Annotated in this window: 25 protein-coding genes and 1 pseudogene; 8 read left to right on the top strand and 18 right to left on the bottom strand. The window is 68.9% G+C overall.

Annotation, left to right across the window (positions count from 1 at the left end; all coding sequences use genetic code 11):
* Nucleotides 1-195: 195 nt before the first annotated feature.
* The 6 genes and pseudogenes from GXW76_RS15015 to GXW76_RS14990 all read left to right on the top strand — a co-directional run.
* Nucleotides 196-372: pseudogene (locus tag GXW76_RS15015) on the top strand (IS3 family transposase); the annotation flags it as partial.
* A 319-nt stretch (nt 373-691) separates the two neighbouring features.
* Nucleotides 692-2,224 (top strand): serine hydrolase domain-containing protein, encoded by a 1,533-nt coding sequence (locus GXW76_RS15010; protein ID WP_211862896.1) that lies wholly within the window; start codon nt 692-694, stop codon nt 2,222-2,224.
* A 118-nt stretch (nt 2,225-2,342) separates the two neighbouring features.
* On the top strand, nt 2,343-3,932 hold the full coding sequence (locus GXW76_RS15005) for an ABC transporter substrate-binding protein (RefSeq protein WP_211862895.1): 1,590 nt from the start codon (nt 2,343-2,345) through the stop codon (nt 3,930-3,932).
* Nucleotides 3,933-3,937: 5 nt separating this feature from the next.
* Nucleotides 3,938-6,175, top strand: coding sequence for a N,N-dimethylformamidase beta subunit family domain-containing protein (locus tag GXW76_RS15000; protein WP_211862894.1), 2,238 nt, complete (start codon nt 3,938-3,940; stop codon nt 6,173-6,175).
* Nucleotides 6,176-6,239: 64 nt separating this feature from the next.
* A complete protein-coding gene (locus GXW76_RS14995; protein WP_246514362.1) occupies nt 6,240-7,220 on the top strand; it encodes an FMN-binding glutamate synthase family protein in 981 nt (326 codons plus the stop codon).
* A gap of 362 nt (nt 7,221-7,582) precedes the next feature.
* Complete coding sequence (locus GXW76_RS14990) at nt 7,583-7,942, top strand: hypothetical protein (RefSeq protein WP_211862893.1); 360 nt, start codon at nt 7,583-7,585, stop codon at nt 7,940-7,942.
* A 30-nt stretch (nt 7,943-7,972) separates the two neighbouring features.
* Here the strand turns inward: GXW76_RS14990 and GXW76_RS14985 are convergent, their stop codons facing one another.
* The 11 genes from GXW76_RS14985 to GXW76_RS14935 form a co-directional block, all read right to left on the bottom strand.
* The gene (locus GXW76_RS14985; protein ID WP_211862892.1) at nt 7,973-8,197 is read right to left on the bottom strand and encodes a hypothetical protein; all 225 of its coding nucleotides are present in this window, start codon (nt 8,195-8,197) and stop codon (nt 7,973-7,975) included.
* Between the two features lie 297 nt (nt 8,198-8,494).
* Nucleotides 8,495-8,815, bottom strand: coding sequence for a hypothetical protein (locus GXW76_RS14980; protein ID WP_211862891.1), 321 nt, complete (start codon nt 8,813-8,815; stop codon nt 8,495-8,497).
* Nucleotides 8,816-8,927: 112 nt separating this feature from the next.
* Complete coding sequence (locus tag GXW76_RS14975) at nt 8,928-9,281, bottom strand: metal/formaldehyde-sensitive transcriptional repressor (RefSeq protein ID WP_211862890.1); 354 nt, start codon at nt 9,279-9,281, stop codon at nt 8,928-8,930.
* 138 nt (nt 9,282-9,419) lie between these two features.
* The gene (gene ppk2, locus GXW76_RS14970; protein ID WP_211862889.1) at nt 9,420-10,226 is read right to left on the bottom strand and encodes a polyphosphate kinase 2; all 807 of its coding nucleotides are present in this window, start codon (nt 10,224-10,226) and stop codon (nt 9,420-9,422) included.
* 331 nt (nt 10,227-10,557) lie between these two features.
* Nucleotides 10,558-11,457 (bottom strand): Spy/CpxP family protein refolding chaperone, encoded by a 900-nt coding sequence (locus tag GXW76_RS14965; RefSeq protein ID WP_211862888.1) that lies wholly within the window; start codon nt 11,455-11,457, stop codon nt 10,558-10,560.
* A gap of 184 nt (nt 11,458-11,641) precedes the next feature.
* A complete protein-coding gene (locus tag GXW76_RS14960) occupies nt 11,642-13,645 on the bottom strand; it encodes a heavy metal translocating P-type ATPase (RefSeq protein WP_211862887.1) in 2,004 nt (667 codons plus the stop codon).
* Nucleotides 13,646-13,830: 185 nt separating this feature from the next.
* Complete coding sequence (locus tag GXW76_RS14955; protein WP_211862886.1) at nt 13,831-14,490, bottom strand: methyltransferase family protein; 660 nt, start codon at nt 14,488-14,490, stop codon at nt 13,831-13,833.
* The gene (locus GXW76_RS14950; protein WP_211862885.1) at nt 14,487-14,741 is read right to left on the bottom strand and encodes a DUF2933 domain-containing protein; all 255 of its coding nucleotides are present in this window, start codon (nt 14,739-14,741) and stop codon (nt 14,487-14,489) included. The genes GXW76_RS14955 and GXW76_RS14950 overlap by 4 nt, the downstream gene beginning before the upstream one ends.
* A gap of 59 nt (nt 14,742-14,800) precedes the next feature.
* Nucleotides 14,801-15,268: a hypothetical protein gene (locus GXW76_RS14945; RefSeq protein ID WP_211862884.1), complete on the bottom strand. Its 468-nt coding sequence runs from the start codon at nt 15,266-15,268 to the stop codon at nt 14,801-14,803.
* 66 nt (nt 15,269-15,334) lie between these two features.
* Nucleotides 15,335-15,892 (bottom strand): CopM family metallochaperone, encoded by a 558-nt coding sequence (copM, locus tag GXW76_RS14940; RefSeq protein ID WP_246514360.1) that lies wholly within the window; start codon nt 15,890-15,892, stop codon nt 15,335-15,337.
* A gap of 98 nt (nt 15,893-15,990) precedes the next feature.
* Nucleotides 15,991-16,197 (bottom strand): heavy-metal-associated domain-containing protein, encoded by a 207-nt coding sequence (locus GXW76_RS14935; RefSeq protein ID WP_211862883.1) that lies wholly within the window; start codon nt 16,195-16,197, stop codon nt 15,991-15,993.
* A 196-nt stretch (nt 16,198-16,393) separates the two neighbouring features.
* Between GXW76_RS14935 and GXW76_RS14930 the strand changes: the two genes are divergently transcribed.
* Entirely contained in the window at nt 16,394-17,425 is a 1,032-nt protein-coding gene (locus GXW76_RS14930; protein WP_211862882.1) for a YVTN family beta-propeller repeat protein, read from the top strand.
* Between the two features lie 23 nt (nt 17,426-17,448).
* On the opposite strand, the gene GXW76_RS14925 is transcribed toward GXW76_RS14930, so the two are convergent.
* The 7 genes from GXW76_RS14925 to GXW76_RS14895 all read right to left on the bottom strand — a co-directional run bounded on the left by GXW76_RS14925 (nt 17,449) and on the right by GXW76_RS14895 (nt 26,034).
* Nucleotides 17,449-17,919, bottom strand: coding sequence for a DUF411 domain-containing protein (locus GXW76_RS14925; protein WP_246514358.1), 471 nt, complete (start codon nt 17,917-17,919; stop codon nt 17,449-17,451).
* Nucleotides 17,920-17,928: 9 nt separating this feature from the next.
* A complete protein-coding gene (locus GXW76_RS14920; protein WP_246514357.1) occupies nt 17,929-19,287 on the bottom strand; it encodes an ATP-binding protein in 1,359 nt (452 codons plus the stop codon).
* Entirely contained in the window at nt 19,287-20,024 is a 738-nt protein-coding gene (locus GXW76_RS14915; RefSeq protein WP_246514355.1) for a response regulator, read from the bottom strand. The genes GXW76_RS14920 and GXW76_RS14915 overlap by 1 nt, the downstream gene beginning before the upstream one ends.
* A gap of 22 nt (nt 20,025-20,046) precedes the next feature.
* Nucleotides 20,047-20,433 (bottom strand): hypothetical protein, encoded by a 387-nt coding sequence (locus tag GXW76_RS14910; protein ID WP_211862880.1) that lies wholly within the window; start codon nt 20,431-20,433, stop codon nt 20,047-20,049.
* Nucleotides 20,434-20,456: 23 nt separating this feature from the next.
* Entirely contained in the window at nt 20,457-23,570 is a 3,114-nt protein-coding gene (locus GXW76_RS14905) for an efflux RND transporter permease subunit (RefSeq protein WP_211862879.1), read from the bottom strand.
* Nucleotides 23,571-23,572: 2 nt separating this feature from the next.
* Nucleotides 23,573-25,270: an efflux RND transporter periplasmic adaptor subunit gene (locus tag GXW76_RS14900; RefSeq protein ID WP_211862878.1), complete on the bottom strand. Its 1,698-nt coding sequence runs from the start codon at nt 25,268-25,270 to the stop codon at nt 23,573-23,575.
* 215 nt (nt 25,271-25,485) lie between these two features.
* A complete protein-coding gene (locus tag GXW76_RS14895) occupies nt 25,486-26,034 on the bottom strand; it encodes an acyl-CoA dehydrogenase family protein (RefSeq protein WP_211862877.1) in 549 nt (182 codons plus the stop codon).
* On the opposite strand from GXW76_RS14895, the gene GXW76_RS14890 reads away from it, so the two are divergent.
* Complete coding sequence (locus GXW76_RS14890) at nt 26,033-26,305, top strand: gamma-glutamyltransferase (RefSeq protein ID WP_211862876.1); 273 nt, start codon at nt 26,033-26,035, stop codon at nt 26,303-26,305. The two genes, GXW76_RS14895 and GXW76_RS14890, sit on opposite strands and share 2 nt — an antisense overlap.
* Nucleotides 26,306-26,341: the final 36 nt, after the last annotated feature.

Here is a 26,341-nt window from a genome sequence, read left to right as displayed (position 1 = left end):
GCGGGCCGGACAATCGCGACCTCTTCATCACCGAGAGCGAGTCAGGCAGCGTCCTGCGCACGCGCTGGGAACATCCCGGCCAGCCGCTGTTCTGCCACGCCTAAGTGACAACGCTAGACCTTGAGGGCCTGGCAGTGGATGGACTGGATGCCCGCGATGAGGATCTGCGTATGGATGCGACAGGCCATGCGCGAACTTGGCGTGTCGGAGCGGAAGGCCTGCGCGGTGCTGGGGCAGCACAGATCGACGCAGCGGAGGGCGCCTCAAGGATCCGGCGACGAAGCCGCGCTGACCGCCGACATCGCCGAGTTGGCGAAGCGGTATGGGCGATACGGCTGCCAGCGGATCACGGCACTGCTGCGGGACGCCGGCCGGAAGATCGCCGCCGTCACGGTGCGCATGAACTCCTGCGAGATCGGCAACGCCGGCATGGACAGCAATGGGCCGTTCAGCACGGTGTCCGGCACACTGATGTCCATCCCCTTCTGCATCGCGGCCACGCTGCTGCGCGGCACGCCGAGGCCTTTGACCACATGGAAGGCTTCGTCATGGGCCTGCCGGGCGGCTCGGTGAAGGATGTCGTCGGCTGCTTCGCATTGCCGCCGCGCCCCCTGGAGGGCGCGACGGAGGCATCCTAGGCTGCACCGTCGCGGCCGACGCTCCGGTCGCGCGGAGCGACCGGACAATGCCCATGACCAGGCCCGACTGGACCGCCGCCCTCGCCGAGGCCGAACGCATCGTAGGCGAATGGACGGGGGCGCAGCCGGGCGGCGCCATTCTCCTCTTCGATCGCGACGGCCTGCGCGGCGCGGCCTGCGGCGGCCTCGCCAGCCTGGTCCACGGCACGCCCTTCACCTCGACGACGCCGAGCCGCTTCGCCTCCATCACCAAGCACCTGCTTTGCGCCTTCGCGCTGCATCGCGGCTTCGACCTGGCGGCGCCGCTCGGGACCGCGCTGCCGGAACTGCCGGCATCGATCGCCGCCGTGCCGGGCTTCCGTGCCCTGTCCATGACCGGCGGCATACCGGACCTGCTGCCCAGCTACACGATCTGCGGCGTACCGCATTCCGCCACGGTGGATGCCGCGGCGCTCGACGCCTTCACCCTGACGCTGCCGGGGCTCGACTTCACGCCGGGCAGCGAGATGTCCTACAGCAACACCGGCTATCGCCTGGTGGAACACGCGCTGGCGCGGCAGGGCGGGCAATTCGGCGCCTGGGTGGAAGGCGCGCTGAACGACGCGCTCGGCACCGGATTCCGGTTTCCCGGAGCTTGGGACCGGCCGGTTGCGGGCCTCGCGGACGGGCATTGGCGCGACGCGCCGGAGGCGCACTGGCGCATCGGCGGCTATGGCATGGCGCTCTCGGCATCGGGCGCGCTGGCGGGCAGCGCGCAGGACCTCGCGACCTGGCTGCGCGCGCTGCTGCGCGGCGACGGCCCGGCGGGGGACGTGCTGGAACGCCTCGCCACGCCGGCGATCCTGCAGGACGGGCGGCGATCGCATTACGGACTGGGCCTGCATGTCGTCGAGACAAACGGGCGGCGGCTTGTCGGCCATGGCGGGCACCTGCCGGGGTTCAAGAACCACTTCCTGCTCGATGCGGAGAGCGGCACCGGCGTCGTGCTGCTGTCCAACCGGGAGGAGACGGAGCCCTACCTTCCCGCGCTGCGCATCATGGCGCGGCTACTGGATCTGCCCGTGCCGCGCGCCGCGGCGCCGGTGCTGCCGGAGGGACTTTTCGCCGAGGCCGACGGCCCCGCCTGGCTGGAGGTCCGCGCCGGCACCGCGACCTTCATGGGGGTGCGCGATATGCTGATGGCCGGCGATTCCGAGGACGAAGCCGTCGCGCTCTCCCCCTACCTGCCGATGCGCCTGCGGCCTGACGGCGGCGGCATCGCCGGCGAGGTCGGCCATGCGCCGCGCCGCTTCATCCCGGTGCCGGCCGATGCGCGGCTGCCGGCGGAGATGTCCGGCACCTGGCGCGCTCAGGCGCAACACGCGGAGATCACCATCGCGGTGGCCTGCGACGGCAGCGGCACCGCTTGCCACGGCGCCGGGCCGCTGCACCGTTGGGCGCCGCTGGCGCCGCTCGGCGGCGGCCGCGCGCTGATGCCGGTCGGCGCCATGCCCTGGCCCGGCCGCGCTTGCCTCTGGCTGCGTGCGCCGGGCACCTTGCGCGTTGCGGCCAACCGCAGCCGGGTCATCGATTTCCTGCGCGACTGACCGCCCCCTTGCCAGCCTGCCGCACCGCCGCCACGCTCCCGATGCCGGTCGGGAACGGCGAACCGCGAGACGCAACCAGCGCGGGCACACGGGACGACAACCGAGAAGGAGACTTCCGATGCACAGACGCGCCTTCCTGCAGTCATCCGCGATCACGACCGCCGGCCTGCTTGCCGCACCGCGCCTCGCTTCCGCCCAGGGCCAGCGCGTGCTGCGCTTCGTGCCACAGGCCGACATCGCCATCCTCGACCCGATCGCGACCACCGGCTTCGTCACGCGCAACCACGGCTTCCTCGTCTTCGACACGCTCTATGGCTGGGACGAGCAGTACCGCGCCCATCCGCAGATGGTCGAAGGCCACACGGTCGAGGATGACGGCCGCACCTGGACCATGACGCTGCGCGAAGGCCTGCGCTTCCACGACGGCGAGCCGGTGCGCGCGCGCGACGTCGTCGCCAGCATCCGCCGCTGGGGCGTGCGCGACCAGTTCGGCATCGCCGCCATGGCGGTGGTGGATGAGATCGCCGCGCCGTCAGACCGCGTGGTGCGCTGGCGCCTGAAGCGACCCTTCCCGCTGCTGCCCGACGCGCTCGGCAAGATCGGCGCCAATGTCGCCTTCATCATGCCGGAACGCCTGGCGAATTCCGACCCGGCCCTGCCGATCAGCGAGATGGTGGGCAGCGGCCCCTTCCGCTTCGTCGCGAATGAGCGCGTGCCGGGCTCGCGCGCCGTCTATGCGAAGTTCGACGGCTACATGCCGCGCCCCAACGGCACCACCAGCCTGCTCGCCGGCCCCAAGGTCGTGCATTTCGACCGTGTCGAGTGGCTGACTATCCCCGATGCCAGCACCGCCTCCGCCGCGCTGCAGCGCAACGAGGTGGACTGGTGGGAACAGCCGACCTCCGACCTGCTGCCGCTGTTGCGGCGTCAACGCGGGTTGAAGGTGGATGTGCTCGACCCCACCGGCGCCATCGCCATGCTGCGCTTCAACCACCTGCACCCGCCCTTCGACAATCCGGCGATCCGCCGCGCGGTGCTCGGCGCGATCAACCAGGAGGACGTGATGACTGCGGTGGCGGGCACCGACCGTTCGCTGTGGCGCGCCGGCGTCGGCTTCTTCGCGCCGGGTTCGATCATGGCGAGCGACGTGGGGATGGAGGCGCTGAATGGCCCGCGCGACCTCGCCGCCGCGCGCCGTGCGCTCGAGCAGGCGGGCTACAAGGGCGAGAAGGTCCTGATGATGGGCCCGACCGACTTCCCCGCCATCACGGCGATGAGCGAGGTGGTCGCCGACACCTTCCGCAAGATCGGCATCAACCTCGACTACGCGGCGATGGACTGGGCCTCCGCGCTGCGCCGGCAGGCGAACCGGGAAGTGCAGGATCGCGGCGGCTACAACGCCTACTGCACCTACACGGCCGGCGTGAACCAGTTCAACCCTGCGGCGCACAACTTCATCCGAGGCAGCGGGTTGAGCGCGACCTTCGGCTGGTCCACCAGCCCGAAGCTCGAGGAGTTGCGCGACGAGTGGCTGCAATCGAGCAGCGACGAGGTCCGCGCGCGCATCGGCCGCGACATGCAGCGCCAGGCCTTCATCGACGTGCCCTATGTGCCGCTCGGGCAGTTCTACCAGCCGACCGCGTATCGCGACGACCTCAACGGCATGCTCAAGGGGCTGCCGTTGTTCTGGAACATCCGGCGCGGTTGAACGGCATGCTGCCCGTCACCGGCTATGCCGAGCACTGGAGCGTCCGCCAGGGCGGCACGCTCCGCTTCATGATCGGCGTGAAGGGCGGCGGGCCATACCGCGCACGCGTCGCCCGCATCCATTGCGGGGACCCGAATCCGGCGGGGCCAGGCTACCGCGAGGTTCCGATGCCCTGCGCCATCGAGGGCGAGCACCCGGGCATCGAGCAACCGATGCGCCTCGGCTCCTGGGTAGAGGTGCCGGCGGTGGATCTCGGCGCGGGCGATACGCCGCTCGCGCTGGTGGCGACGATCTGGCCGACCCTGCCGGGGCGCGGCGAGCAGGCGGTGCTGTCCTGCCGCGGCGGCGACGCGAAGCTGACGCTCGGCCTTGGTCCACGGGGCGCCTTCGCGCGCCTGGTGGCGCCGGCGGGCACCGTCATGGCTGAAGCGGGCGTGCCGCTGACCGAGCGCGCCTGGCACGACATCGCCTGTCGCTTCGATCCGGCGGAGGGCAGGCTTGAGATCGCGCAGGCGCCGCAGCGACCGCGGCTGGACCTGGAGGAGGCGGCCGCCGCCGCCGCAATGTCGCCCGGCGCTGCGGCACCGCAGGGCATCGGCAGCGCGGCCATTGCAGCGGAGGAGGCGGGCGGCCTTGCGCGCCAGCACTTCAACGGCAAGATCGCGCGCCCACGCATCCTGCGCGGCGTGGCCGCGCTGGCCGACCGGCTCCGCGCCCAGGCGAGCGGCGCCGCGCCCGCGGATGTCGTTGCCGACTGGGACTTCGCCATCGGCATCCCGACTGACGAGGCCGCCGACACCGGCCCCGGCCGCTGGCACGGCCGTTGTCGCAACCTGCCGACGCGGGCGATGACCGGCCCGTCCTGGACGGGCGCCGTGCATCGCTGGACCGAGGCGCCGCACCACTACGACGCCATCCATTTCCACGAGGACGACATCGGCGACGCCGGCTGGTCGCCCTCCCTCACGCTCGCGGTGCCGGAGGGCTGGCCGAGCGGCGTCTATGCCCTGCACCTCGAAACCGAGGGCGGGCGCGACAACATCGTCTTCCACGTCCGGGCGAAGGAACCGGGGAGGCGCGCGCGCGTCGCCTTCCTCGCGCCGACCTTCACCTACACGGTCTACAGCCAGTTCGTGCGCCCGGGGCGCCAGGCGCGGATCGCCGATCGCGCCGCCGCCTGGGGCGCGTTGCCGCAGGCGCCGGATGGGCATCCGGAATACGGCCTGTCGCCCTACAACCATCATGCCGACGGCAGTGGCGTGGTGATGTCCACCATGCGGCGGCCGATGATCGACAAGCGGGTGAACCAGTTCCACCTGATGGACCCGGACCCCGCAGGCTCCGGCACCTACTGGATCGCCGCGGACACCTACGTGACGGACCTGCTCGAACGCCGCGGCATCGACTATGAGGTCATCACCGACCACGATGTGCATGCCGAAGGCGCAGAACTGCTGTCGCGCTACGCCGTCGTGCTGACGGGCCAGCACCCCGAATACCACACCTACGAGACGCTCGATGCCATCGACGGCTACCTGAAGGGTGGCGGACGCTTCGTCTATCTCGGCGGCAACGGTTTCTACTGGCGCATCGCGCCGCATCACGACGGGCTCTGGGCCTTCGAACTGCGCCGCGCCGAGGGCGGCATCCGCCTGTGGGAGACGATGCCCGGCGAAGGCTACCACGCCTTCGACGGCGGCTATGGCGGGCTGTGGCGGCGCCTGGGCCGACCGCCGCAGGCACTGGTCGGCGTCGGCTTCAGCAGCCAGGGCGACTACAACGGCCACCCCTACACCTTCACCGACGCCATCCTTGACCCGCGCGTCGCCTTCCTGCGGGAAGGACTGGATAGCATCGCGCAGCCAGGCGGGATCTTCGGCGATCGCGGGCTGATGGGCGGCGGCGCGGCGGGGCATGAACTCGACCGCGCCGATGTCTCTCTCGGCACGCCGCGCCATGCGCTCGTCGTCGCGCGCGCCGTGGTGCAGGAACCGAGCTACCAGCCGGTCAACGAGGAGCGCCGCGACCACACCTGGCCGGGATCGCGGGAGGACCTGATCCGTTCCGACATCACCTTCTTCGAGACGCCGAACGGCGGCGCGGTCTTCTCGGTTGGCTCGATGAACTTCATCGGTGCGCTGCCGGTGGATGGCTACGCCAATGCCACGGCGCGGCTGGTCGAGAATGTCGTGCGGCGCTTCGCCGACTCGGCACCGTTCAGCGTGACGCGCGGCGCGGGCTGACGCGGGCACGCGCCGCCCCGGTCACCGCGCCGGCGGCGCCGCGCTGCTCATCCTCGCGGGCGGCATGGTCTGCGCCACCGAGGGCCGCGCCTCCGCCGCGTCGAAGCACTCCGACAGCGCCGGCCGCCCCTGCCGCCATGCAAAGACCGTTTGGCAGCGCTCGCAGTGGCCGAACAGCGCAAGCAGCGCGATGGGGATCGACTGCGTCTCGCCGGCGGCGCACGGCACGTTCTCAACCCCTGTCGGGCTGATGCGGTTCATTGCGGAACTGCGCGAACTCTCCGGCGGGAAGCCGGTCGGCTTCAAGCTGTGCATCGGCCACCGCCGCGAATTCATGAGCATGGTAAAGGCCATGCTGAAGACCGGCATCGTACCGGATTTCATCGTCGTGGACGGCGCGGAAGGAGGAACCGAGACTGCTCCCATCGAATTCGTCAACCGCGTCGGCATGCCGATGCTGGAGGGCCTTACGTTCCTTCACAACACGCTGCGTGGAGCGGGTCTCCGCGATCAGGTCAGAATCGCTGTCGCCGGCAAGATCGTATCCGCATTCGACATCGCGCGCGCCATCGCGCTGGGTGCCGACTGGTGCAATGCCGCACCAGGCTTCATGTTCGCCATTGGCTGCATCCAGGCTCAGGCCTGTCACACCAACCGCTGCCCGGTCGGCATTGCGACGCTGGATCCGGTGCGCCAGCGCGCAATCGATATCGGCGGCGAGAGCGACCGCGTCGCTCGCTTTCACCGCAACGCCATGAAGGCGCTCGCCGAGATTGCCGGCGCCGCCGGTCTCAATCATCCAAGCAACTTCATGCCCTATCACTTCATGTTCCGGCAGAAGGACAACGCGTTTTTCGACGGCAACGAGGTCTCCGCTATCTGCCGGACGGATTCCTCGTCTCGGGCGAGGAGATCCCTGAGCTGGCCCACTGGTACAGCCGCTGGGACCGCGCCAATGCGGAGAGCTTTGCTCCGCCGGAGATCCCGCACGGGCCGTTTCCGAAGCGCAAAGCCGCCTGATCTCAGTCACCCGAACCGATCGTGACAAGACAACGTTTCCGCCGGCAGTCCGGGGGCGAGCGGGGCGCAGGCTGAACTACGCGCGAAGGCGGCCCGCCTCGCGCACATAGCCGACGAACTCCTGATCTTGGGCGATCGTGAGAATGTCGGCCTCGTCACGCTGTGCACCACGAATTCTCGGTCTGAGGGGAGCGTCGCAACGCCCCCAGCATCCGTGCCCAACCCGGTCAGCACGGAGGCGATCGCCGAGTTCACCGGGTCTGACAGTCGCCGTGAGCAATTGACGCCCGCGAGAGGCTTGTCAGAATCGACCGAAACGTCCGCTGAACGTATAGCACGCCGTAGCTGTTGCGCGGCGGGTTGGGTTTGACTTGGATGGAGCGCGGGATGTTGGATGGGATTAGTTGGCCAAGCGTCCTGGCGCAGGCCCTGCAAACCGGCGGGGCGCTGGTGATGGTGCTTCTCGCGTGGTCACTGCCGCGCGTGATGTGGCGGGGCGCGTTATGGTGGTTTAACTCAGGCAGCGACCGTGGCGAGGCTGAACGGGCGGCATTGGCGAAGTTGCTGAACGAGGCAGAGGAGCGCGGTTATCGCCGGGGTTGGTGTGCGGCGGAGGAAGCGCTGAACGACAAAGTGGCACGGGTATCCGCCACCACCTCCGCTCCCGCCTGTATGGCCGCCGGGCCCCGGTCGCCAATCACCTCCACCGCCCAGATCGCCGCCGAACACGACTCGCGCTCCTCGTGACCCATCGGAGTGATGCCGGCCGTCGCCTGCTCAGGCCATCCGCTTGGCCGGATCGGTCTCAGCCTCGCGACAGGCCGGGGCGTACAACAACCACGACCGGCACATCTTCGACGGGCCGAATTTCTCGTTGCGCCTGCTCGACCCGAACGTGGTGATCCCCTTCGTCAACGAGACCAGCGGCACAGCGATCATCGCCCCTGCCATGCGCATGGAGGCCTGCTCGCCCGTCGCGGCGCAACACACCGGCGCGGCCATCGACTGCGAATACGAGATAGCGGATCGTACTTTCGATCTTGGTGAGGCCAAGCAGGATCTGGACGGCTCGCAGGTTGCCCGCCGCTTTGTAGATGATCGAGGCCTTCGTTCGCCTCAGCGAGCGGGTGCCGTAGTCCTCCGAGCGAAGTCCGATCCCCGTGACCCACTCATTCGTGGCACCGCCTCAAAGACTGCGGTGCCACTGACCTCGCCGCGGCCTCCGATGCATCCGCGATCGTCTTCGACGAGCCGATATGCGCCATCGCCCTGTCGGGCCCGGCGCACACTCCGGGTCCGTCAGTTCTCGTGCTGGGTAGAGGTCTGTGCCAGCACGCGTCGCGCAGCACGACGCAGGAACCACCCGTAAGGCCCGCGCACCTCCACGATCGCCCTCTCGAGGGCGCGCAATTGACCCTCTGCCCGGTTTCGGGCGAGCGACGCGTCGAAGGCCTGTCCGCGCGCGATCTGCGCCGCCTCCAGCAGGGATTCAATCTTCCGTGCCGTGTAGACCTCGGTGCCTCTCTCTTCGATCTCCCGCAGCCTCGCTTGCGTTTCGGCCAGGTCCCGAGCCAAGCGTGCAATCTCGGCGTCCTTCGCCTCCGTCAGCGCAGCGGACATGCCCGTTGACTTCAGCTTGCGTTGACTACCGACACCGTGCGGAGGACGCGATCGCCGCTTTCGGCCCGCCTTGCATGTGGCTCTGCTCACCAGCGCCTCCCGATTCGAGAACCTACGCCAACGCTGAATCCCTGAGCACGGAGAGGCCAGTACCTTCTTCGTGAGCCGCACACCCGGCAGCCGTTGGAATGGAGGGAAGGCTTTTGCTCCGGCTAACGGAAATCCCGTGTCGTCGGCATCCGCGGCGGTGGAAGCGGTTCTCGGGGTCGACGAGGTGCGTGCGGACGTGGTCCTCGACCACCTCGGCCATCAGCCCGCCCATGGCAGCACGGGTGCCGGCGAGGAGGTGCATCACCCGCTCGCAGCCAGCCTCAGCCTCGAGCGCGCGCTCGATCGCCTCGCCCTGCCCGCGGATCCGACGCACCCGGGCCAGGAGCTTCTGCTTCTCGCGGATGGTGTGGGTCATGGGCGACACTTGGTATAGGGGGGTAGGCTATTGCAATCCGGCTGGAGGGGCTGCCGTGGAGGCCCGGCTCCGGAACCGTTCGGTCGGCGTTATCAGCAAGCCCGACGATGCGGAGCGCCACCAACACGATCCGCGTGCTCAAGGCGCAAGCGTTGCGACTCCGAGACCTGAACTCTGATAATTAAATACGATATCGGAATTAGAAATAATTGCCGAAGAATCCTTGTCGGCATAATGCAGTCTCTGAAGAAGATTTGCGATCAAATTCAGTCTAGCAGACCGCTTCTCATCGGCCTTCACGATAGTCCATGGTGTTGTTGGATTGTGGGTGCGCGCCAGCATCTCGTTTCTGGCGTCACTGTAGGCATCCCAATGCTTCAGGGCCGTTTCGTCGATCGGGCTGATCTTCCATTGCTTCAACGGGTCGCGTCGCCGATCCGCCAGACGCCTCTTCTGCTCGTCACGGCTTATATCGAGATAGTATTTGATCAATTTAATTCCCGCTTTCACGAGCATACGCTCAAATTCGATGACGGTATCCATGAATTCTTCGTGCTGCTCTTCCGTGGCGAAGCCCATCACCTTCTCCACCCCGGCACGATTGTACCAGCTCCTATTGAACAGAACGAACTCCCTCGCAGTTGGAAGATGTCCCGTGAAGCGCTGGAAGTACCAACTCGATTGATCTCGCTCCGAGGGTTTGCCAAGGGCGACTACGCGCGTCTCTCGTGGGCTCAGATGCTGCACTATGCGTTTGATGACACCGTCCTTTCCCGCCGCATCGCGCCCCTCGATCAGGACAAGTATCTTATCGTCGCATGTAATGAAGTGCCTCTGCAGCTTCACAAGTTCGATCTGCATCTTGTGCAGCCGCATCTCGTATTCTTTCTTTGCCATGCGGTCTGCAGACGGCGTTAGTTTACTTTCGGGCACCCGCCGTTTCATGGGCCACCTCCTCTCCTCGCTTCGAAGCGATGTGTTCTTGTGACGATGGCGTCCGCCGAACCGACCCACCGTCCCTCACACTGGGACATCAACTCCTGATCCTCCCCGCTTCCGTCGCCCGCACCGGCCAGATGCCGCCCGTCAGCCTGCCGACCAGGCGCATCGCTTCCAGGCATCCATGCCGTAGGCCCTGGCATCGCCAAGCCCTGGGAACGCTTGCGGCTCCGAGGCACGCCGCGTCGGCTCCACTGCCGAAGCATGCATCGACCATTGTCCCTGTTGGAGGGAAGCGGCTGGCGGCGGGGCATGCGCCCGCCGCCAGCGGCGCGTCTCAGCGGGCAGGGCCACCCATCCCCCGCGCCATGGGCCCGGGGCCACCACCGGGCAGGATCAGCCAGGACAGCGCCTCGACGGTGCGGCGCTGGCCGTCGTCCAGAGCCGGCAGCAGGGTACTGGCCGCTTCGCGACAGGCGCGGGCGCGTTCAAGCTCGGCCGACAGACGCGCCTCCTGGACCGCGAGCCGCTGGTCGAGCCCGGCACCGGCGGCGGGGACCGGTATGCGCTCCCGCGCAGTGCGGAACTTGGTCGCCGCCTCCCGGATGCGGGTGGCGAAGGCATTCCACGCCGCCTCCTGGTCGGGCCTGATGCGCAGCTCCGTGCGCAGGAAGGCCAACCCGCCCTCGAAGCGCTCGGCGAGCAGGTCGTGCAGTTGCTCGGCCATCGGTCCGCCCGGCCCCATGCCGGCGCCCGGCCCATCGGGCATCTCCCGCATGGGGATGCCGCCGCCCATCACGCCAGGCATCCCGTCGCGCATCATGCCGGGCATTCCGTCGCGCATCATGCCACGCCGGCCCATGCCACGGCGGCCGTCGTCATCCTCGACGTCGACCTGGATGCCAGGGCCGACATTGATGATGACGTTCATCGGCGAGCCGTAGCCGCGGTGATGGCGCATCATGTCCATGCCGGGCCGCCCCTCGCCGCCCCCCATCATCATCATCGGCATGCCGCCCTGGCCGCCACCCATCATGCCCATCATGCCCATGCCGCCACCGGGGCGCGGTGCGGCAGGCGCCGCGGCCGATGGGGCGGGCGTCGCCGGTGCTCCAGGGGCAGCCGCGGCGTCCGCAGGATGGTGCGGGTCCGACGCGGGCGCCTGCTGCGCCATTGCCGGCCAGGCAAGCAGCAGTGCCGCCACCGCGGCACCACCTCGGATCATGCGTGCGGACATGGAACTCCTCCTTCGATCCGGCCGCGCTGGCTTACCCCGGCATGGGGCAGGCAGAGCCGGCCAAGCAAATGATCAGAGTCGTCGAGCATCCCGGCCGCCGATCGCAGCCACCGCGTCACGCAGCAGCGGGTCATGGCCTGCAACCGCGCTCGTGACACCGTCCGGTTATCTCGTGCGTCCCGCCTCATGCGGCCGCCTCGGCGTGTCGCCGCGCGATATCCTGCCGCAGGGCGGCGAGCTGATGCTCGCCCTGCCGACCGAGAAGCCGCGCATTCAGCGCGACGACCACAGTGGAAAGCGACATCAATGCCGCCCCCGCCGCCGGGGTTAGCAGCACACCCCAGGGGATGCCCACGCCGGCGGCGAGCGGAATGGCAATGACGTTGTAGCCCGTCGCCCAGACCAGATTCTGCGCCATCTTCGCGTAGGTCGCCCGGGCGAGCGCCAGGATGGCCACCACGTCCCGCGGGTCATTCCTGACCAGGACAATGTCGGCCGCCTCCGCCGCGACATCCGTGCCGGCCCCGATGGCGATGCCCAAGTCCGATTGCGCGAGGGCCGGCGCGTCGTTCACGCCGTCGCCGACCATGGCGACCGTCAGGCCCTTCGCCTGGATGGCCTGCACCGCCTCAGCCTTCTGGTGCGGCAGCACTTCGGCGCGCACCTCATCAAGGCCGAGTTCTCGGCCGACCTGCTCGGCGACGGGCTTGGCATCGCCGGTCAGCATCATGCAGCGCAGGCCGAGCGCCTGGAGCTGGCGAACCGCCTCGCGGCTCTCCGGCCGCACCACGTCCGCCAGCGCCACGGCACCGACGACAGTGCCGTCGACCACCACGAAGACCACGGTGCGCCCGGCCAGGTGCTCGGCCGCAACACGGCCGTCCGTGACATCGATGCCACGCCGGCGCAGCGTGCCGGGGCTGACCACCTCGACCGTGCGCCCATCGATCGTGGCGCGGGCGCCCTCGCCGGGGAGATTGCGGAAGTCAGTGGCCGCCGGCAGGGCGATGCCGCGTTCGTCCGCGCCACGCAGGATGCCCTGGGCGATCGGATGCTCGGAGAACGCCTCGAGCCCTGCAGCGAGGCGCAGCACCTCCACCTCGTCCATCCCGGCGCCGAGCGGCACGACCGAGGCGACGCCGAAGCGGCCTTCGGTCAGCGTGCCCGTCTTATCGAAGACCACGGCCTGCAGGCTGCGCGCGCGCTCGAAGGCAGCGCGATCGCGGATCAGCAGCCCGTTCCGCGCAGTCAGTTCGGTGCTGACGGCAACGACCAGCGGCACGGCAAGCCCCAGCGCATGCGGACAGGAGATGACCATCACGGTGACCATCCGCTCCAACGCAAAGGCGAGCGGTGCGTCGAGCAGCAGCCAAACCGCGAAGGTGCCGCCGCCCACGCCGATCGCCACCCAGGTCAGGATGCCGGCGGCCCGGTTGGCGAGATCCTGGGTACGGGACCGCGTCGCCTGCGCCTGCTCGACAAGGCGGATGACCTGCGCCAGGTAGGTCTCGCCGCCGGTGCGGTCGATCCGCACCGTCAACGCGCCTTCACCATTTACCGCGCCGCCGACGACACGGTCACCGGCGGCCTTCTCGACCGGTCGGGACTCACCCGTGAGCATGCTTTCGTCCACGGACGAGCTGCCTTCCGTGACGGTGCCGTCGGTCGGGATCTTCGCGCCGGGACGCACCAGGACAAGGTCGTCGGCCTTCAGCGCGGCGATGGGCACTTCCTCCTGCGCGCCATTGGCGCCCAGGCGCGTCGCCGTTGACGGCATCAGCCGCACCAGAGCCTGCAACGCGCCGGAGGCGCCCAGCACGGACTTCGCTTCCAACCAGTGGCCGAGCAGCATGACCAGGATGAGCGTCGCGGTCTCCCAGAAGAAGACTTCCCCGGCGAGGCCGGCGAGCACCGCGAGCGAGTAGATATAGGCCGAGACGATCGCGAGGCTGACCAGTGTCATCATCCCCGGCTTGCCGCGGCGCACTTCGTCCGCGAGGCCGGTGATGAAGGGCCAGCCGCCATAGAAGAACACGACGCTGGCGAGACCGGCCTCGACGAACGCGCCGCCCGGGAAGTTGAGCCACTCCGGCAGGCCAAGCAGCATCTGAATGTGCCGCGACAGCAGCACGACCCCAATGGTCAGCGGCAGGCAGATCCAGAAGCGTCGGCGAAATTCGGCCACCATGGCGCCGTGGTCATGGCCCGCATGACCATGGCCTGCATCACCGTGCCCGGCCTGCGCACCCTCCGACGGGGTGGACATCGCCGTTGCGCCCGGGGCGTGGTCAGGATGGTGGTGATGGCCATGATGGTGCTCGACGGTCATGCGTTCATGCCCTTGTCTGTGGGCTCTCGGGTCGCCGTCGGTGCTCATGACGGCCGCGCGGCACCGGAGGCCCCTCCGCCGAGGTGCGGGAACCAGCCCGGAACCCGTGCCTGCCACGCCGCGTATTCCGGGCCGAACCGTTCTGCGGCCTCGCGCTCCTCGCGGCGGGCGAGGCGCACGTACATCGCGACCAGCACCGGATACATCACGAGGGTCACCAGGGTCGGCCACTGGAACAGGAAGCCGGTCATGATGAGGATGAAGCCCGCATATTGCGGGTGCCGCAGCCACGCATAAGGCCCGGTCGTCGCAAGTCGCCCGGCGCGCACCGCGCGGAACAGCACCGGCCAGGCCGCCGCCACCAGCCAGAAGCCGCCGATGATGAAGACCGTGCTCAGCAGGTGGAAGGGCCCGAAGTGCGGGTTGACGCCAAGCCCGAGCATCATCTCCGGCAGGTGGCCCGCGTCGTGGCTGAACCAATTCACGCCCGGCCAGCGCGTCTGCAGCCAGCCGGAGAGCAGATAGATGGTCAGCGGGAAGCCGTACATCTCGGCGAAGAGCGCGACGATGAAGGCCGAGAACGCCCCGAAGCTGCGCCAGTCACGCGCGTTCAGGGGGCGCGCGAAGCTGTAGGCGAAGGCGATGAAGAGCGCGGCGTTCGCTGCGGCGAACACCCAGAAGCCGTAGCCCTGCATGCCGCTCATGTCTGGCCTCCGATCCGCGCGCCGCCACTTCCACCGCCGTGCCCGCCGTGTCCACCGTGCATGAACATGTGCATCAGCGGACAGAGCAGCACGATGCCGAACGGCAGGTATTGGACGACGTGCGCGGTGTGCTCGAACAGCAGGTAGACCGCCGCGACGACAGCAAAGGCGATGAAGACGAGGCCGCTGCGGCTCCGCCAGAAGCTCTGTTCCGGCGAAGGGCCAGCCTGATGATGGGCATGGCCAGACATGTTGTCTGCTCCTTTGAGGGTTACCGGCTCTTTGGGTCCCAGGCGGCGTGGCCGGCGCGCTACGTCACCTCGGACGTGGGCGGAGCGGCAGCCCGGGTCCTGGCTCGCGTGGCCGGGCTCTCTGCCTCTGCCTCGCTTGACGGAGGAGAGTTGTCGGGAGATTCGCTCGCCATGGTCATGCAGCAGGCGTGCAGCCTGGAAATCATCTCCAGCCAGGCTCGCGTGGGCGCCGCGGCGAACTCCGCCAGTGCCAGGCCGATGACGGCCTGGGCAACCGCGGCATCCATCGGATTGCGCGCAGTGGCGAGGCGCGAGGCCGCCTGCGTCGCGTGCTCCATTGCGCTGCGCGTCATCGCGAGTTGGGCTGTGATCGCGCCTTGCCGATCGTCCTGAAGCCGGCGCAACGCGATGGCTCCCACGGCCTGGCGGTTGGCCGGATCGCCCGCCTCAATGGCGGCGAACCAGGGCATGAGTTCAGTCAACCGCCACATCGTATCGGCCAGAGGGCCGTGTTCGGTGCTGCTCATCGTCATCGTCCTCTCTCAGCCGTACCGAGAAGGCGAGCCCGATCCCGGGCTCGCTGAACATGAGCGTCAGTGCGCCGGCAGGCGTGCGAGGATGCTGCGAAGTTGCGTGATCTCGGCTTCCTGCGCGGTGATGACGGCCTGCGCCAGCGCCCGCACTTCCGGGTCCTGGCCATACTCAAGGGCGATGCGTGCCATGTCGATCGCACCCCGGTGGTGCGGGATCATGCCGGCAGCGAAGTCGCGGTCCGCATTGCCGCTGTAGGTGATGGCCATGTCGCGATGCATCTTCGCGTTGGCCTCCATGAAGGCCGTGGTCGAGGCGGCGCGCTGGGCGCCAGGCGCCGCCACGCCATGGCTGCCATGCATCTGCCCAGGCCCGCCCCGGCCCATCGGCATGGTCGCACCGCCTTGCATCAACTGCCGATGGGAGTCTTGCATCTGCTGCGGCGACATCATCATGCCTGCGCCAAGCTGCGCCTGCCGTTCGGAACTGGGCGCCGCCTGCGCGGGCGCCTGGGGCTGCTGGCCGTGCCCATGCGGATCGGCGTCCTGCGCCCGGGCGCCGGCGCCGAGGCCCGCGGTCAGTGCGGCGGCGAGGACGAGAGTGGATTTCAAGCGAGACATCGAAGGCTTTCCCTTGTTCGGATCGTCCTGCGTTGCGTAATGGCAGGCTACGTCGTCCGTGTTGTTGCTTCGTGACAAAGCATTGCTGTGGGGCCGGATCAGCCCTGCACGCGTTCGGACTTCCAGCCGGCAGACCGCAGCTCGCGGTCAAACCGATCGGCGTCCGCGGCACAGCCCTGGATGCTGACCTCACGCGTCTGGAGGTCGAACGTCACCTGGGCGTCCGGATCGACGATCCGGACAACCCTCGTGACGCCCTTCGCGCACCCGCCACAGCCCATATTCGCGATCCGGAAGCGAAGCACGTGATCCTCCTTGAGGTCCGTTGTTCCGATGAGCAGAAGCGTCCGGCTTCCCATGATGGGAAGGTCAAAGGCTGTTTCACGACAAAGCATTGCGGCGCGCCGCACTCCTTCGGGACATGCTTTGTCATGAAGCGATCATCGCAGGGACATGCAGCGGCGGAACGCCGCACATCGGCCACCAGAGGAGAGCCGATCCATGTCCGTCCTGCATCGCCGTGACTTGCCGCTTCTGCTCGCCGGCGCGAGCCTGTTCCTCGCAGCGCCGGCCGCGCGCGCCGCTGAGGGCTGCGCCGGAACGATCTTCACCGCCGACGAAGGCGGCGCCAGCATCAGCGCGGTGGACCTGGCCTCAGGCCGTGTCTCCACCGTCGTCGTGCCAATCACGCCCCACAACGTCCAGGCCGTGGCGGACGGCCGCCGGCTCTTCGCGGTCGGCACCGCCGCCGGGGCGCACGGGTCGGACCACGCAGGAGCCAATGGTCGCCTCGTGGTGCTCGAACCGGTGGGGGGAGCAGCCCCGCGCATCATCGCCGAGATGCCGGCCGGCCGGCATCCCGGTCATGTCGTGGCGGACGCAGCCGGCGAACGCGCCTTCGTCACCGATTCCGAGGCCGACGCGCTGATCATCGTCGACGTCGCGCAGCGCCGCGTCGCTGCAAGCATTCCTGTCGGCGACTACCCGCACGGGCTGCGCCTCAGCCCCGATGGTCGCGAGGCCTGGCTCGCCAATGTGAAGGATGGCACCGTCTCCGTGGTGGATCTGGCCGAGGGCCGCCAGGTCGCGCGGATCGAGGTCGGTCCCTCGCCGGTGCAGGTTGGTTTCCTACCGGACGGTTCGCGGGCCTACGTCTCGCTCCGTGGCGCCAATGCGGTCGCCGAGATCGACGCACGCAGCCGGCGGGTCCTGCGCCGCATCCCCGTCGGGCGCGGACCCGTGCAGGTCTACGCCACGCCGGATGGCCGGCTGCTCTACGTTGCGAACGAGGGAACACGAAGCGCGCCGGGCACGACTGCGTCGGTGATCGATGTCGCGGCCGGAGCGGTCGTCGCCACGATCGAGACCGGCCGCGGTGCGCACGGCGTCGTGGTCTGCGGGACCGGAAGCCGCGCCTTCGTGACCAACCTCTATGACAACACGCTAGCCGAGATCGACGTGGCGACCCAGGCGGTGCTGCTACGCATCCGTGTCGGCCGCACGCCGAATGGCGTGACCTGGTCCCAGGCCTGATCGCTCGCCCCAGGGCGGCCGGCTCAGATCGGCCGCCCGCCCCTGAAGCGCATGAACGGCGCGTGCCGGCCGGCAGTGTCGAAGGCCATAACGTCGTAGACGTCGTCCGGCTGGCCCGGGACCTCCATTCCCGGCGCCCCTACGGGCATCGCGGGCACGGCCAGGCCGAGCAGGCCCGCCGGCCGATCGGCGAGCACCCGGCGCACCGCCAGCGCCGGGACATGGCCCTCCAGCACGACGCCCTGTACGCGGGCCGCATGGCATGACAGCAGGTCCGCCGGGGTGCCGAGCATGCGGCGCACCGGTCCGAGCGCGGGAAGCACAGTCTCCCGGACGGAGAAGCCCTCATCCCGCATGTGAGCAGTCCACCCGCTGCAGCATCCGCAATTCGGGTCGCGCCAGACCTCGACGAGCGGGCCGCCCTGTGCCGCGGCTGGCGAGGCGGCCAACATGCCGAAGCCAACCAGCAGGCTGCGCCGTCGGATCGTCATCATCGTCATTCCCTACTGTCTAGCACGCGGGATGGTCAGCGTCGCGACCAGTCCACCGCCTGGACGGTTGCCCAGGGAGACCGTCCCGCCATGCCGTTCCGCGACCTGTCGCGCGATCGTCAAACCCAGGCCGGAGCCTCCGGATTCCGGGTTCCGGGCGGGATCGAGCCTGCGGAAGGGCTCGAAGGCTGCCTCCATTTCCTGGTCCGGAATGCCCGGACCGTCGTCCTCGATCGAGATCTCCACCATGGTCCCGCTGTCTCGCAAGGTCACGCGCGCGACGCCGCCGTACTTCAACGCATTGTCAATCAGGTTGGCGAGAGCGCGCTTCATCGCGATCGGCCGGCACGCCAGGCGTGCCTGCGACGGACCTTCATACGACGCCCGGTGCCCAGCATCCGCCGCATCGTCGCACAGGGTCTCGAGGATCGCCGCCAGGTCGGCGACGCGCAGCTGCTCCTGCTCGGCCTCGCCCCGCAGATAGGCGAGGGTGGAGGCAATCATGCCCTCCATCTCGTCAAGGTCGAGGTCGATCTGGCGCTGCGTCTCGGAATCCTCGATGAAGCCGGCGCGCAGCCGGAGCCGGGCGATCGGTGTGCGCAGGTCGTGGCTGACGGCGGCCAGTGCCTGGGTGCGGTCCGCGATCAGGCGGTCGATCCGCGCCTGCATGCGGTTGAAGGCCTGCGCGGCCTGGCGGACCTCCCTTGGTCCGTCCTCCGACACCGGCGCGCTCTCCCCTGGCCGGCCGATGCGATCCGCTGCGATCGAGAGCGCACGCAGTGGCCGGCCGATCAGGCGCACGACGAGGAAGCCGAGGATCAGGATTCCCGCGGCCATCGCCGTGGTGGACAGGGTGGTGGGCAAGAAGGCGCCGTGCTCGGCCACCATGGGGCGGAACAGTGCCGCGGCGAAGTTCAGCCAGGATCCGTCCGGCAGCTGCAGCGCGCCCACCAGCAGATGGCGGCCCTGTTCGCCCGCCGGCGTGCCGCTGCCGGCCTCATCCAGGTAGCCAAGCCGCATCCCCGCATCGGCGGGGTTCGGCTCGAGTTCGAGGAGGCGCGCGCGGATGGTCTCGATGCGGGCGCTGGTTTCCTCGGTCAGGCGAACCGTGGGAATCGGCGTCCAATGCATGTCCAGGCCGACGGATGACAGCGCGTGCGCGGTGCGTTCACGGTCGGCTGCTGGGAGCTCGGCCACTGCCCGCTTCGCGGCGATCAGGCGCTCGGCCAGTTGATGATCGCGCGTCGTGCCGAGCACCGCCTCCGTGCCGCTCTGGTGCAGCCACAAGCTGCCCAGGTGGAAGGCAAGCAAGCCGACCAGCAGGACCAGGACGATCCGCCCACCCAGCGTGTCGGGCAGCAGCCTGCGCATCAGCCGCGGGTCACGGCGGGGATGAACATGTAGCCGGCGCCGCGAATGGTCTTGATGAGCGCCGGGCTCTGCTCCGTCGGCTCGAGCTTTCGCCGCAGCCGGCTCACCATCACGTCCACCGAACGGTCGATACTGTCCGAGACGCGGTTGCGCGCGAGGTCCAGCAGCTGGTCCCGCGACAGCACCCGCTGCGGGTGCTCGCAGAAGGCGAGCAGCATGTCGTACTCGCCGCCGGAGAGGTCCACGGAGGTGCCGTCCGGCGCCGCCAGTTCGCGCCGGCGCGTGTCCAGCGCCCAGCCGGCGAAGAGGATACGGTCGCCGACCAGCCCGGCGACCGGCGCCTCCTCGGCCGGCTGCACACGCCGCAGCACCGCCCGGATGCGGGCCAGGAGTTCGGGCCGGCTGAACGGCTTTGGAATGTAGTCATCCGCGCCGAGTTCGAGGCCGACAATGCGATCCGTCTCGTCGCCGCGGGCGGTGACCATGATGATCGGAACCCGGGTCTTCGCCCGCAGCGCGCGGGTCAGGTCGAGGCCGGACTGCCCGGGCAGCATCACGTCGAGCAGGATGAGATCCACCGGGGCATTGCCCAGCGTCTCCCACATCTCACGCCCGTCTCGCGCGCCGGTCACGCGATAGCCGTTCTGGCGCAGGAATTTCGCGATCAGCGTTCGCATCTCGCCGTCATCCTCGACGACGAGGATATGGGCCTCGGGCGGAAGGGTGTCGGGCATCATCGGCTTGGATGCGGCCTCCGGGTCAGTTCTGGTCCATGGGCGTGAAGCGGGCCTGCGCCGGCCGCTGTCCGGGCAGGGTGAGGCTCACCACCACGCGCATGCCCGGTGCCGCAGTGAAGTCGCCCTGTCCCCGCAGCATCTCGGCGCCGGCCGGCGCCAGTGCAACCGTCGTCTGCTTCCCGGCTGCCAGCACGACCGCCTGGGCGGAGGCGCCCTCGGCCGAGCGGGCACGGTAAGCGTTGTCAGACAGGTAGAGGCGCAGCTCGCCGCCCTCGGCGACCAACTCGCCATGGCCGCCTGCGATGTCGGTGCGGTGGCCGCCATGCGGTCCGCGCGTATTGCTGGCCCGCACTGTCACCGGCAGGAGCGGCAGGGCGGCGAGAGAGAGCACGAGCATGCGACGGTTCATGTGGCGGTATCCTTTCGTTGTCATCAATAGGCCTCCGCGACTTTCAATTCCTGTTGGCGTTCGCGCAGCCGGCCGAGGGCCGGTCGGCCGAAGCGGTGGAAGAGCAGCGGCGTCAGGAAGGTGTCGAGCAGGGTCGCCGTGATCAGCCCGCCGAAGATCGTCACCGCGACGGGGTGGAGGATCTCCTTGCCAGGTTCCCCGGCGCCGATCATCAGCGGGATGAGGGCGAAGCCGGCGGAGAGCGCCGTCATGAGGACAGGCGTCAGGCGCTCGAGGCTGCCGCGGATGACGAGACCGAGGCCCCATGGCTCGCCCTCGAGCAGCGCCAGATTCAGGTAGTGACTGACCTTGAGGATACCGTTGCGCGTGGCGATGCCCGCGAGCGTGATGAAGCCGATCATGGACGCAACCGAAAGTGGCTGGCCTGCGATCCACAGCGCCGCGATGGCGCCGACGAGCGCCAGGGGCACGTTGCCCATGATGATCAGCGCCAGAACCGCGGATTTGTAGCGGCTGTAGAGCACCATGAAGATCAGCGCCAAGGACACCAGGGACAACCCGGCGATCAACTGCGCCGCTTCCTCCTGCGCCTGGAAGGTTCCCTCCAGCGCAAAGAAGTAGCCGGGCGGCAGCGCCGCAGCCTCCATCTCGGCACGGATGCGCGCCACGATGGCGGCCATGTCGCTGCCATCGGTGTTGGCAAGGACGACGATGCGACGCCGGCCGTTCTCCCGCAGGATCTGGTTCGGGCCATCGGTGTCGCGCAGCTCCGCCAGCAGCGACAGCGGCACCCGTCCGCCTGGCGTTTCGATCATCACGGCGGCCAGCCCGGCGCCAGTGCGGTCGGCCTCGCCGAGGCGCAGCACCACGTCGAAGCGCCGCGCGCCGTCCACCACCTGGCTGACGACCTGGCCGCCTGACAGGGCTTGCAGCGCCTCGGCCACTGATGCGGCTGAGACGCCATACAGCGCGGCGCGTTCATGGTTTACCGTCACCTGAAGCTGCGGCACGCGCATCTGGCGCTCCACCTGCAGATCCGTCAGGCCGGGGATGGTGGCCAGGCGCTGCCGCATGCCCTCGGCCAGGGTGCGAAGGGTGTCCAGGTCATCGCCGGTGATCTTGAGCGCGATCTCGGCGCGCACGCCGGAGAGCATATGGTCCAGCCTGTGCCCGATAGGCTGGCCGACGTTGGCGCTGCCGGGCAGTACAGCGAGACGCGCGCGGATATCGGCCGAGATCTCCTGCTTGCCGCGTGCCGAGGCATGGAGGGAGACGTCGATCTCTGAGGAATGCACGCCTTCCGCATGTTCATCCAGCTCGGCGCGGCCGGTGCGGCGCCCGACGGTGTGCACCTCTGGCACCTGCATGATCAGCAGTTCCGCCTGCCGGCCGAGCCGGTTGGCTTCGGCCAGGCTGATTCCGGGCTGGAATTGCAGGCTTATCGTCAGCGTTCCTTCGTTGAAGGGCGGCAAGAAGGAGTGCGGCAGGAAGGGCACGGTCGCCAGCGCGCCCGCCACGCCCAGTCCCGCCAGCAGATACACGAAGCGGGCGCGGGGAAAGGCCCAAAACAGCGCGCGCTCGTTCCAGCGTTTGAGCACGCGCACCAGAGCGCTGTCCTCATGCTCCATCTGCTTCATGCGGGGCAGCAGGTAGTAGCAGAGCACCGGCGTAACGGTGATGGAGACGATGAGGCTCGCCAGGATCGAGACGATGTAGGCGATGCCGAGCGGCGCGAACAACCGGCTCTCGATGCCGGTCAGCGCGAACAACGGCACGAAGACGAGAATGACGATCATCGTCGCGTAGACGATGCCGGAGCGGACCTCCTGGCTTGCCTTGGCGACCACGATGATGACGGGCTGCGGGTCCGGCCGCCCGCGGTTCTCGCGCAGCCGGCGAAACACGTTTTCCACATCCACCACCGCGTCATCCACCAGCTCGCCGATCGCGATGGCGAGACCGCCCAGCGTCATGGTGTTGATGGACAGGCCGAGCAGCTGAAACACCACCACCGTGATCAGCACGGACAGCGGGATCGCGGTGAGTGAGATGAAGGTGGTGCGCCCGTTCAGCAGGAACAGGAACAGCACGACGGCCACCACCGCGACCGCCTCCAGCAGCACCTTCTCGACATTGCCGATCGAGGCCGCGATGAAATCGGCCTGGCGGAACTGCACGTTGTTCGCGGTTACACCCGGTGGCATGACGCGCTGCAACTCCGCCAGCGCCGCTTCCACTTGCGTCGTCAGGGTCACGGTGTCGGAGAATGGCTGCTTCTGGATCGAGAGAATCACGGCAGGCTGGCCCATACTGCCAGCTTCGCCACGCTTGAACCGCGCGGCGTAATCGACCGTTGCGACCTGGCGCAGCGGGATTGGCTGGCCAGCCCGCACGGCCACCGGCGTATTCGCGAGATCCTCGAGGCGCGTGGTGCGGCCGATGTTGCGGATCAGGTATTCCCGCCCCGCCTGATCCACGTAGCCGCCGCCGGTGTTCCCGCCGAAATGCCGAAGGGCAGCGACCACCTGCGCCTCGGTCACGTCCAGCGCATGCATCCGCGCGACATCGGGTGTCACGCGATACTGCCGGACCTCGCCGCCGATGGGGATCACCTGGGATATGCCGGGGATGGTGAGCAGTCGAGGCCGCACCACCCAATCGGCCAACTCGCGCAGCTCCATCGGGCTGGCGCGGCCATCGGTGGACATCGCCACCAGCATGATCTCGCCCATGATGGAGGAGATCGGCGCCATCTGCGGCGCGGCATTCGCCGGCAGCTGTGCCCGCACCAGCGAGAGGCGCTCCGCGACCTGCTGGCGGTTCACCCAGATGTCGGTGCCCCAGTCGAACTCCACGAACACAATCGACAGCCCGACACCCGAGACGGAGCGCACGCGGGTGACGCCCGGCATGCCGTTCATCGCCGTCTCGATGGGGTAGGAGACGAGAAGTTCGACCTCCTCCGGCGCGAGGCCCTCGGCCTCGGTCATCAGGGTGATGACAGGCTTGTTGAGGTCGGGGAAGACGTCCACCGACAGGCGTTGCAGCGCCAGCGCGCCGTAGACCACCAGGATCGCTGCCGCGACGAGGACGAACAGGCGGTTCCGCAGGCTGGCTGTAACGAGGATGTTGAACACGGCTAGCGGACCTGGGCGATCAGCCCGGCGCCGCTGGTCACCACCCGTGCCCCGCGGTCCAACCCGGCCGTTACCAGGACACGCTGGCCGTCGAGGGGTTGGACCCGCACGGGCCGCGGCAGGAAGCGCTCTGCGCTCGGCATCTCATAGACCACCTGGCCGCCCTCGGGGTTTCGCACCACGGCTTCGGCCGGCAGCACGATCCCGGCTGTGCGGCGCGGCGTCTCCACCAGGACCGTCACCGGTTGCCCCACGGCAAGTCCGGGGGCGCCGGCATCGATGCGGAAATGCAGGGGCAGCCCCTGTTGGCGCAAGGTCATGCCACGCCCGACAAAGCCGAGCCGCAGCGCCTGGCCGCTGGCCGTGACGGCGGAGGCCGCCGAAACCTCCGCCACCGCGGCGGGGTCAAAGGCGATGGCCTCGACCCAGAGCCGGCCGGGATCGACGATGTCGAACAGCGGCTCTTGCGCCTGGATCACTTGGCCGGCGGCGACGCGGATCACGCTGATCAGCCCGGCGGAGGGCGCCACGATCGGCTCCCGCCCCGTCACCGCCGGCAGGTTCGCCGCGCGCCGCTGGCGTAGGCCTTCGAGCTCCGCACGGGCATCGCTGATCTCCCGCGCCGCGACGGTTCCGGTCAGCGCGGTCAGGCGGCGAACCCGCGCCTCGCCGATGACGATGAGCGCATCGAGCTCGGCGATGCTGGCGCGTACGCCGACGCGATCCTGCGCCGCCATGATCGGCACGACGAAGCCGAGCACCTCGCCGCGTGCCACGCGCTGGCCAAGCGCCGGGAAACCGCCTTCGGCTGGCTCGATGCGCCCCGCCTCGGACGCCTGGACGCGGCCGGAGGCGTTGGGGTCCGCCACAACCTGTCCGGTCAGGCGGATTGTGACCGAGGCCTCGCCCAACTCGGCCGGGCCGGTTCGCAAGCCGAGCAGACGCTGTGAGGGCTTGGGCATGAAGATGCTGCCGTCAGGTTGTCGCCGAGGTGCGTCCAACGGCTGCGCCCGGGAAATCACCGGCACGAGCAGAATCGCCGCTAGCGCCAGCACCGCCGGCGCAGCAGCCACACGTTCCGCAATCGGCGCGCCGGATGGCAAAGCATGGGGGCGCGTGCCGGCTGCTGGCGGTTCGACGACGACAAGCGGCGGCAATGGTCGTGGCGCGGCAGCGCGGCCAATCGCCATGCCGAGCAGCAGCAGGAGCAGGCCCGCCGCCCACATGTAGGGCTCACGTAACGCCGTCGAGAGCAGGTCCTGCGCAGCTGGTGCTGCGGTCAGAGCGGCGGCCGCAGCAGGGATTTCAAGCGTCGCTGGCAGCAGGTCCATGTCCTCGCCGGCAGTGATGGTGAAGACCAGGTTCCGTTGGCCTGACCGATCCAGAGCCGGATTGGTAAGGACATAGACCGCCTCACTCGCGCGGGTGGCCGTTCCGATGTCCTCACCATCGACGGTGACCTGCACCGTGGCGCCGTCGATGGGCTCCGATGTTGCGTGCCGGTCGAGGTAGAGCCAAAGCCGTCGGTCTGGTCCCACGACCGCCACGATCTCGAACAGATCGGAATGCGCCTCGGCGCGCGGTGCCGCCGCCGCCGGCGGCGCGAGCGCGTCACCATCGGAATGGCCCTCGTGGCTAAAGGCAGGGCGGACGCCGGGTGCGGCCAGCAGCATGACAAGCAGCAAAATACGAATCAGCACGCGCGCCCCCCCTGAGTCCCGATCAGGACCATCTCAATCTGACGGCGCAGCACGTCTTGGGCGTTGCTCGATCATGACAAAACATTGCAACGGGCGGCTAGGCCTTGGCGGAAGGTGACGCAGCCAGCGAAAAGTGTCTCACGGCGCCCAGAGGAGGTTGGACCCCGGTTCCCACCACTGCTCCATTCTTCTCTCTCACAACCTGTCTCTCTTGGTCAGGGCGCCGCGCTGAGGCGATAGACATCCCCAGCGCGCTCCGCCCGCGTCGTCAGGCTCGCGAGATCGGCTCCCGTATTGGGTTCCGTGAAGACCGCGGTTGGCAGTACCTCGCCGGAGGCGATGCGCGGCAGCCAGCGCTGCTTCTGCTCCGGCGTGCCAGCAAGCCGGATCAGCTCACTCGCGATCTCCGATCGCGTGCCGAGGAAGCCCACGCCGATGTACCCCCGGGACAGTTCCTCCGTGACGACGCACATCGCCTCCGCGCCCATCGCGGAGCCGCCGAACTCGGCCGGCGTGGTCATGCCGAAGACGCCGAGCTCGGCGAGCTCCGCGATAATCTCCGACGGAATCAGCTCGTCCGCGTCGTGCCAACGGGGCGCGAAGGGCACGATCGTTTCGTCGGTGAAGGCCCCGAACTGGTGCCGGATGAACGCGCCGATGGTAATGAAAGACGGCAGGCCTTTGCTGGTCTTCGGCACGCCGGGCGCGGACAACCAAGTCCAGGTGAACTTCCAGGTGCTAGTGGCCTGACTCGTCTTCGACATGGACCCGCAGCAGGCGCTCGAGGCGCCGCGCTGGACCTCCTCGCAGCCCGGCCAGGAATCGAACTACCCTCATGGCGGCGGCGACGTGCTGACCATCGAGCGCGGCGTGGGCGAGGCCGCCATCGCCGGCCTGCGGAACCGCGGGCACGAGGCGAAGGTCGCAGGCGACCTCGAGGGCGCCTGCAGCGTCGAAGCCATCCGCATCCTGGAGAATGGCGCCCGCATGGCGGGGTCCGACCCGCGGCGGGATGGCTGGGCGGCGGCCTGGTAAGGCAGCCCTTGCCGACGCGAGCACCGCCCGCCTAGG

It is taken from the genome of Neoroseomonas soli, assembly GCF_018129065.1.
GTDB classification, from domain to species: Bacteria; Pseudomonadota; Alphaproteobacteria; order Acetobacterales; family Acetobacteraceae; genus Neoroseomonas; species Neoroseomonas soli.
This window is presented reverse-complemented; position numbering and strand designations above follow the sequence as displayed.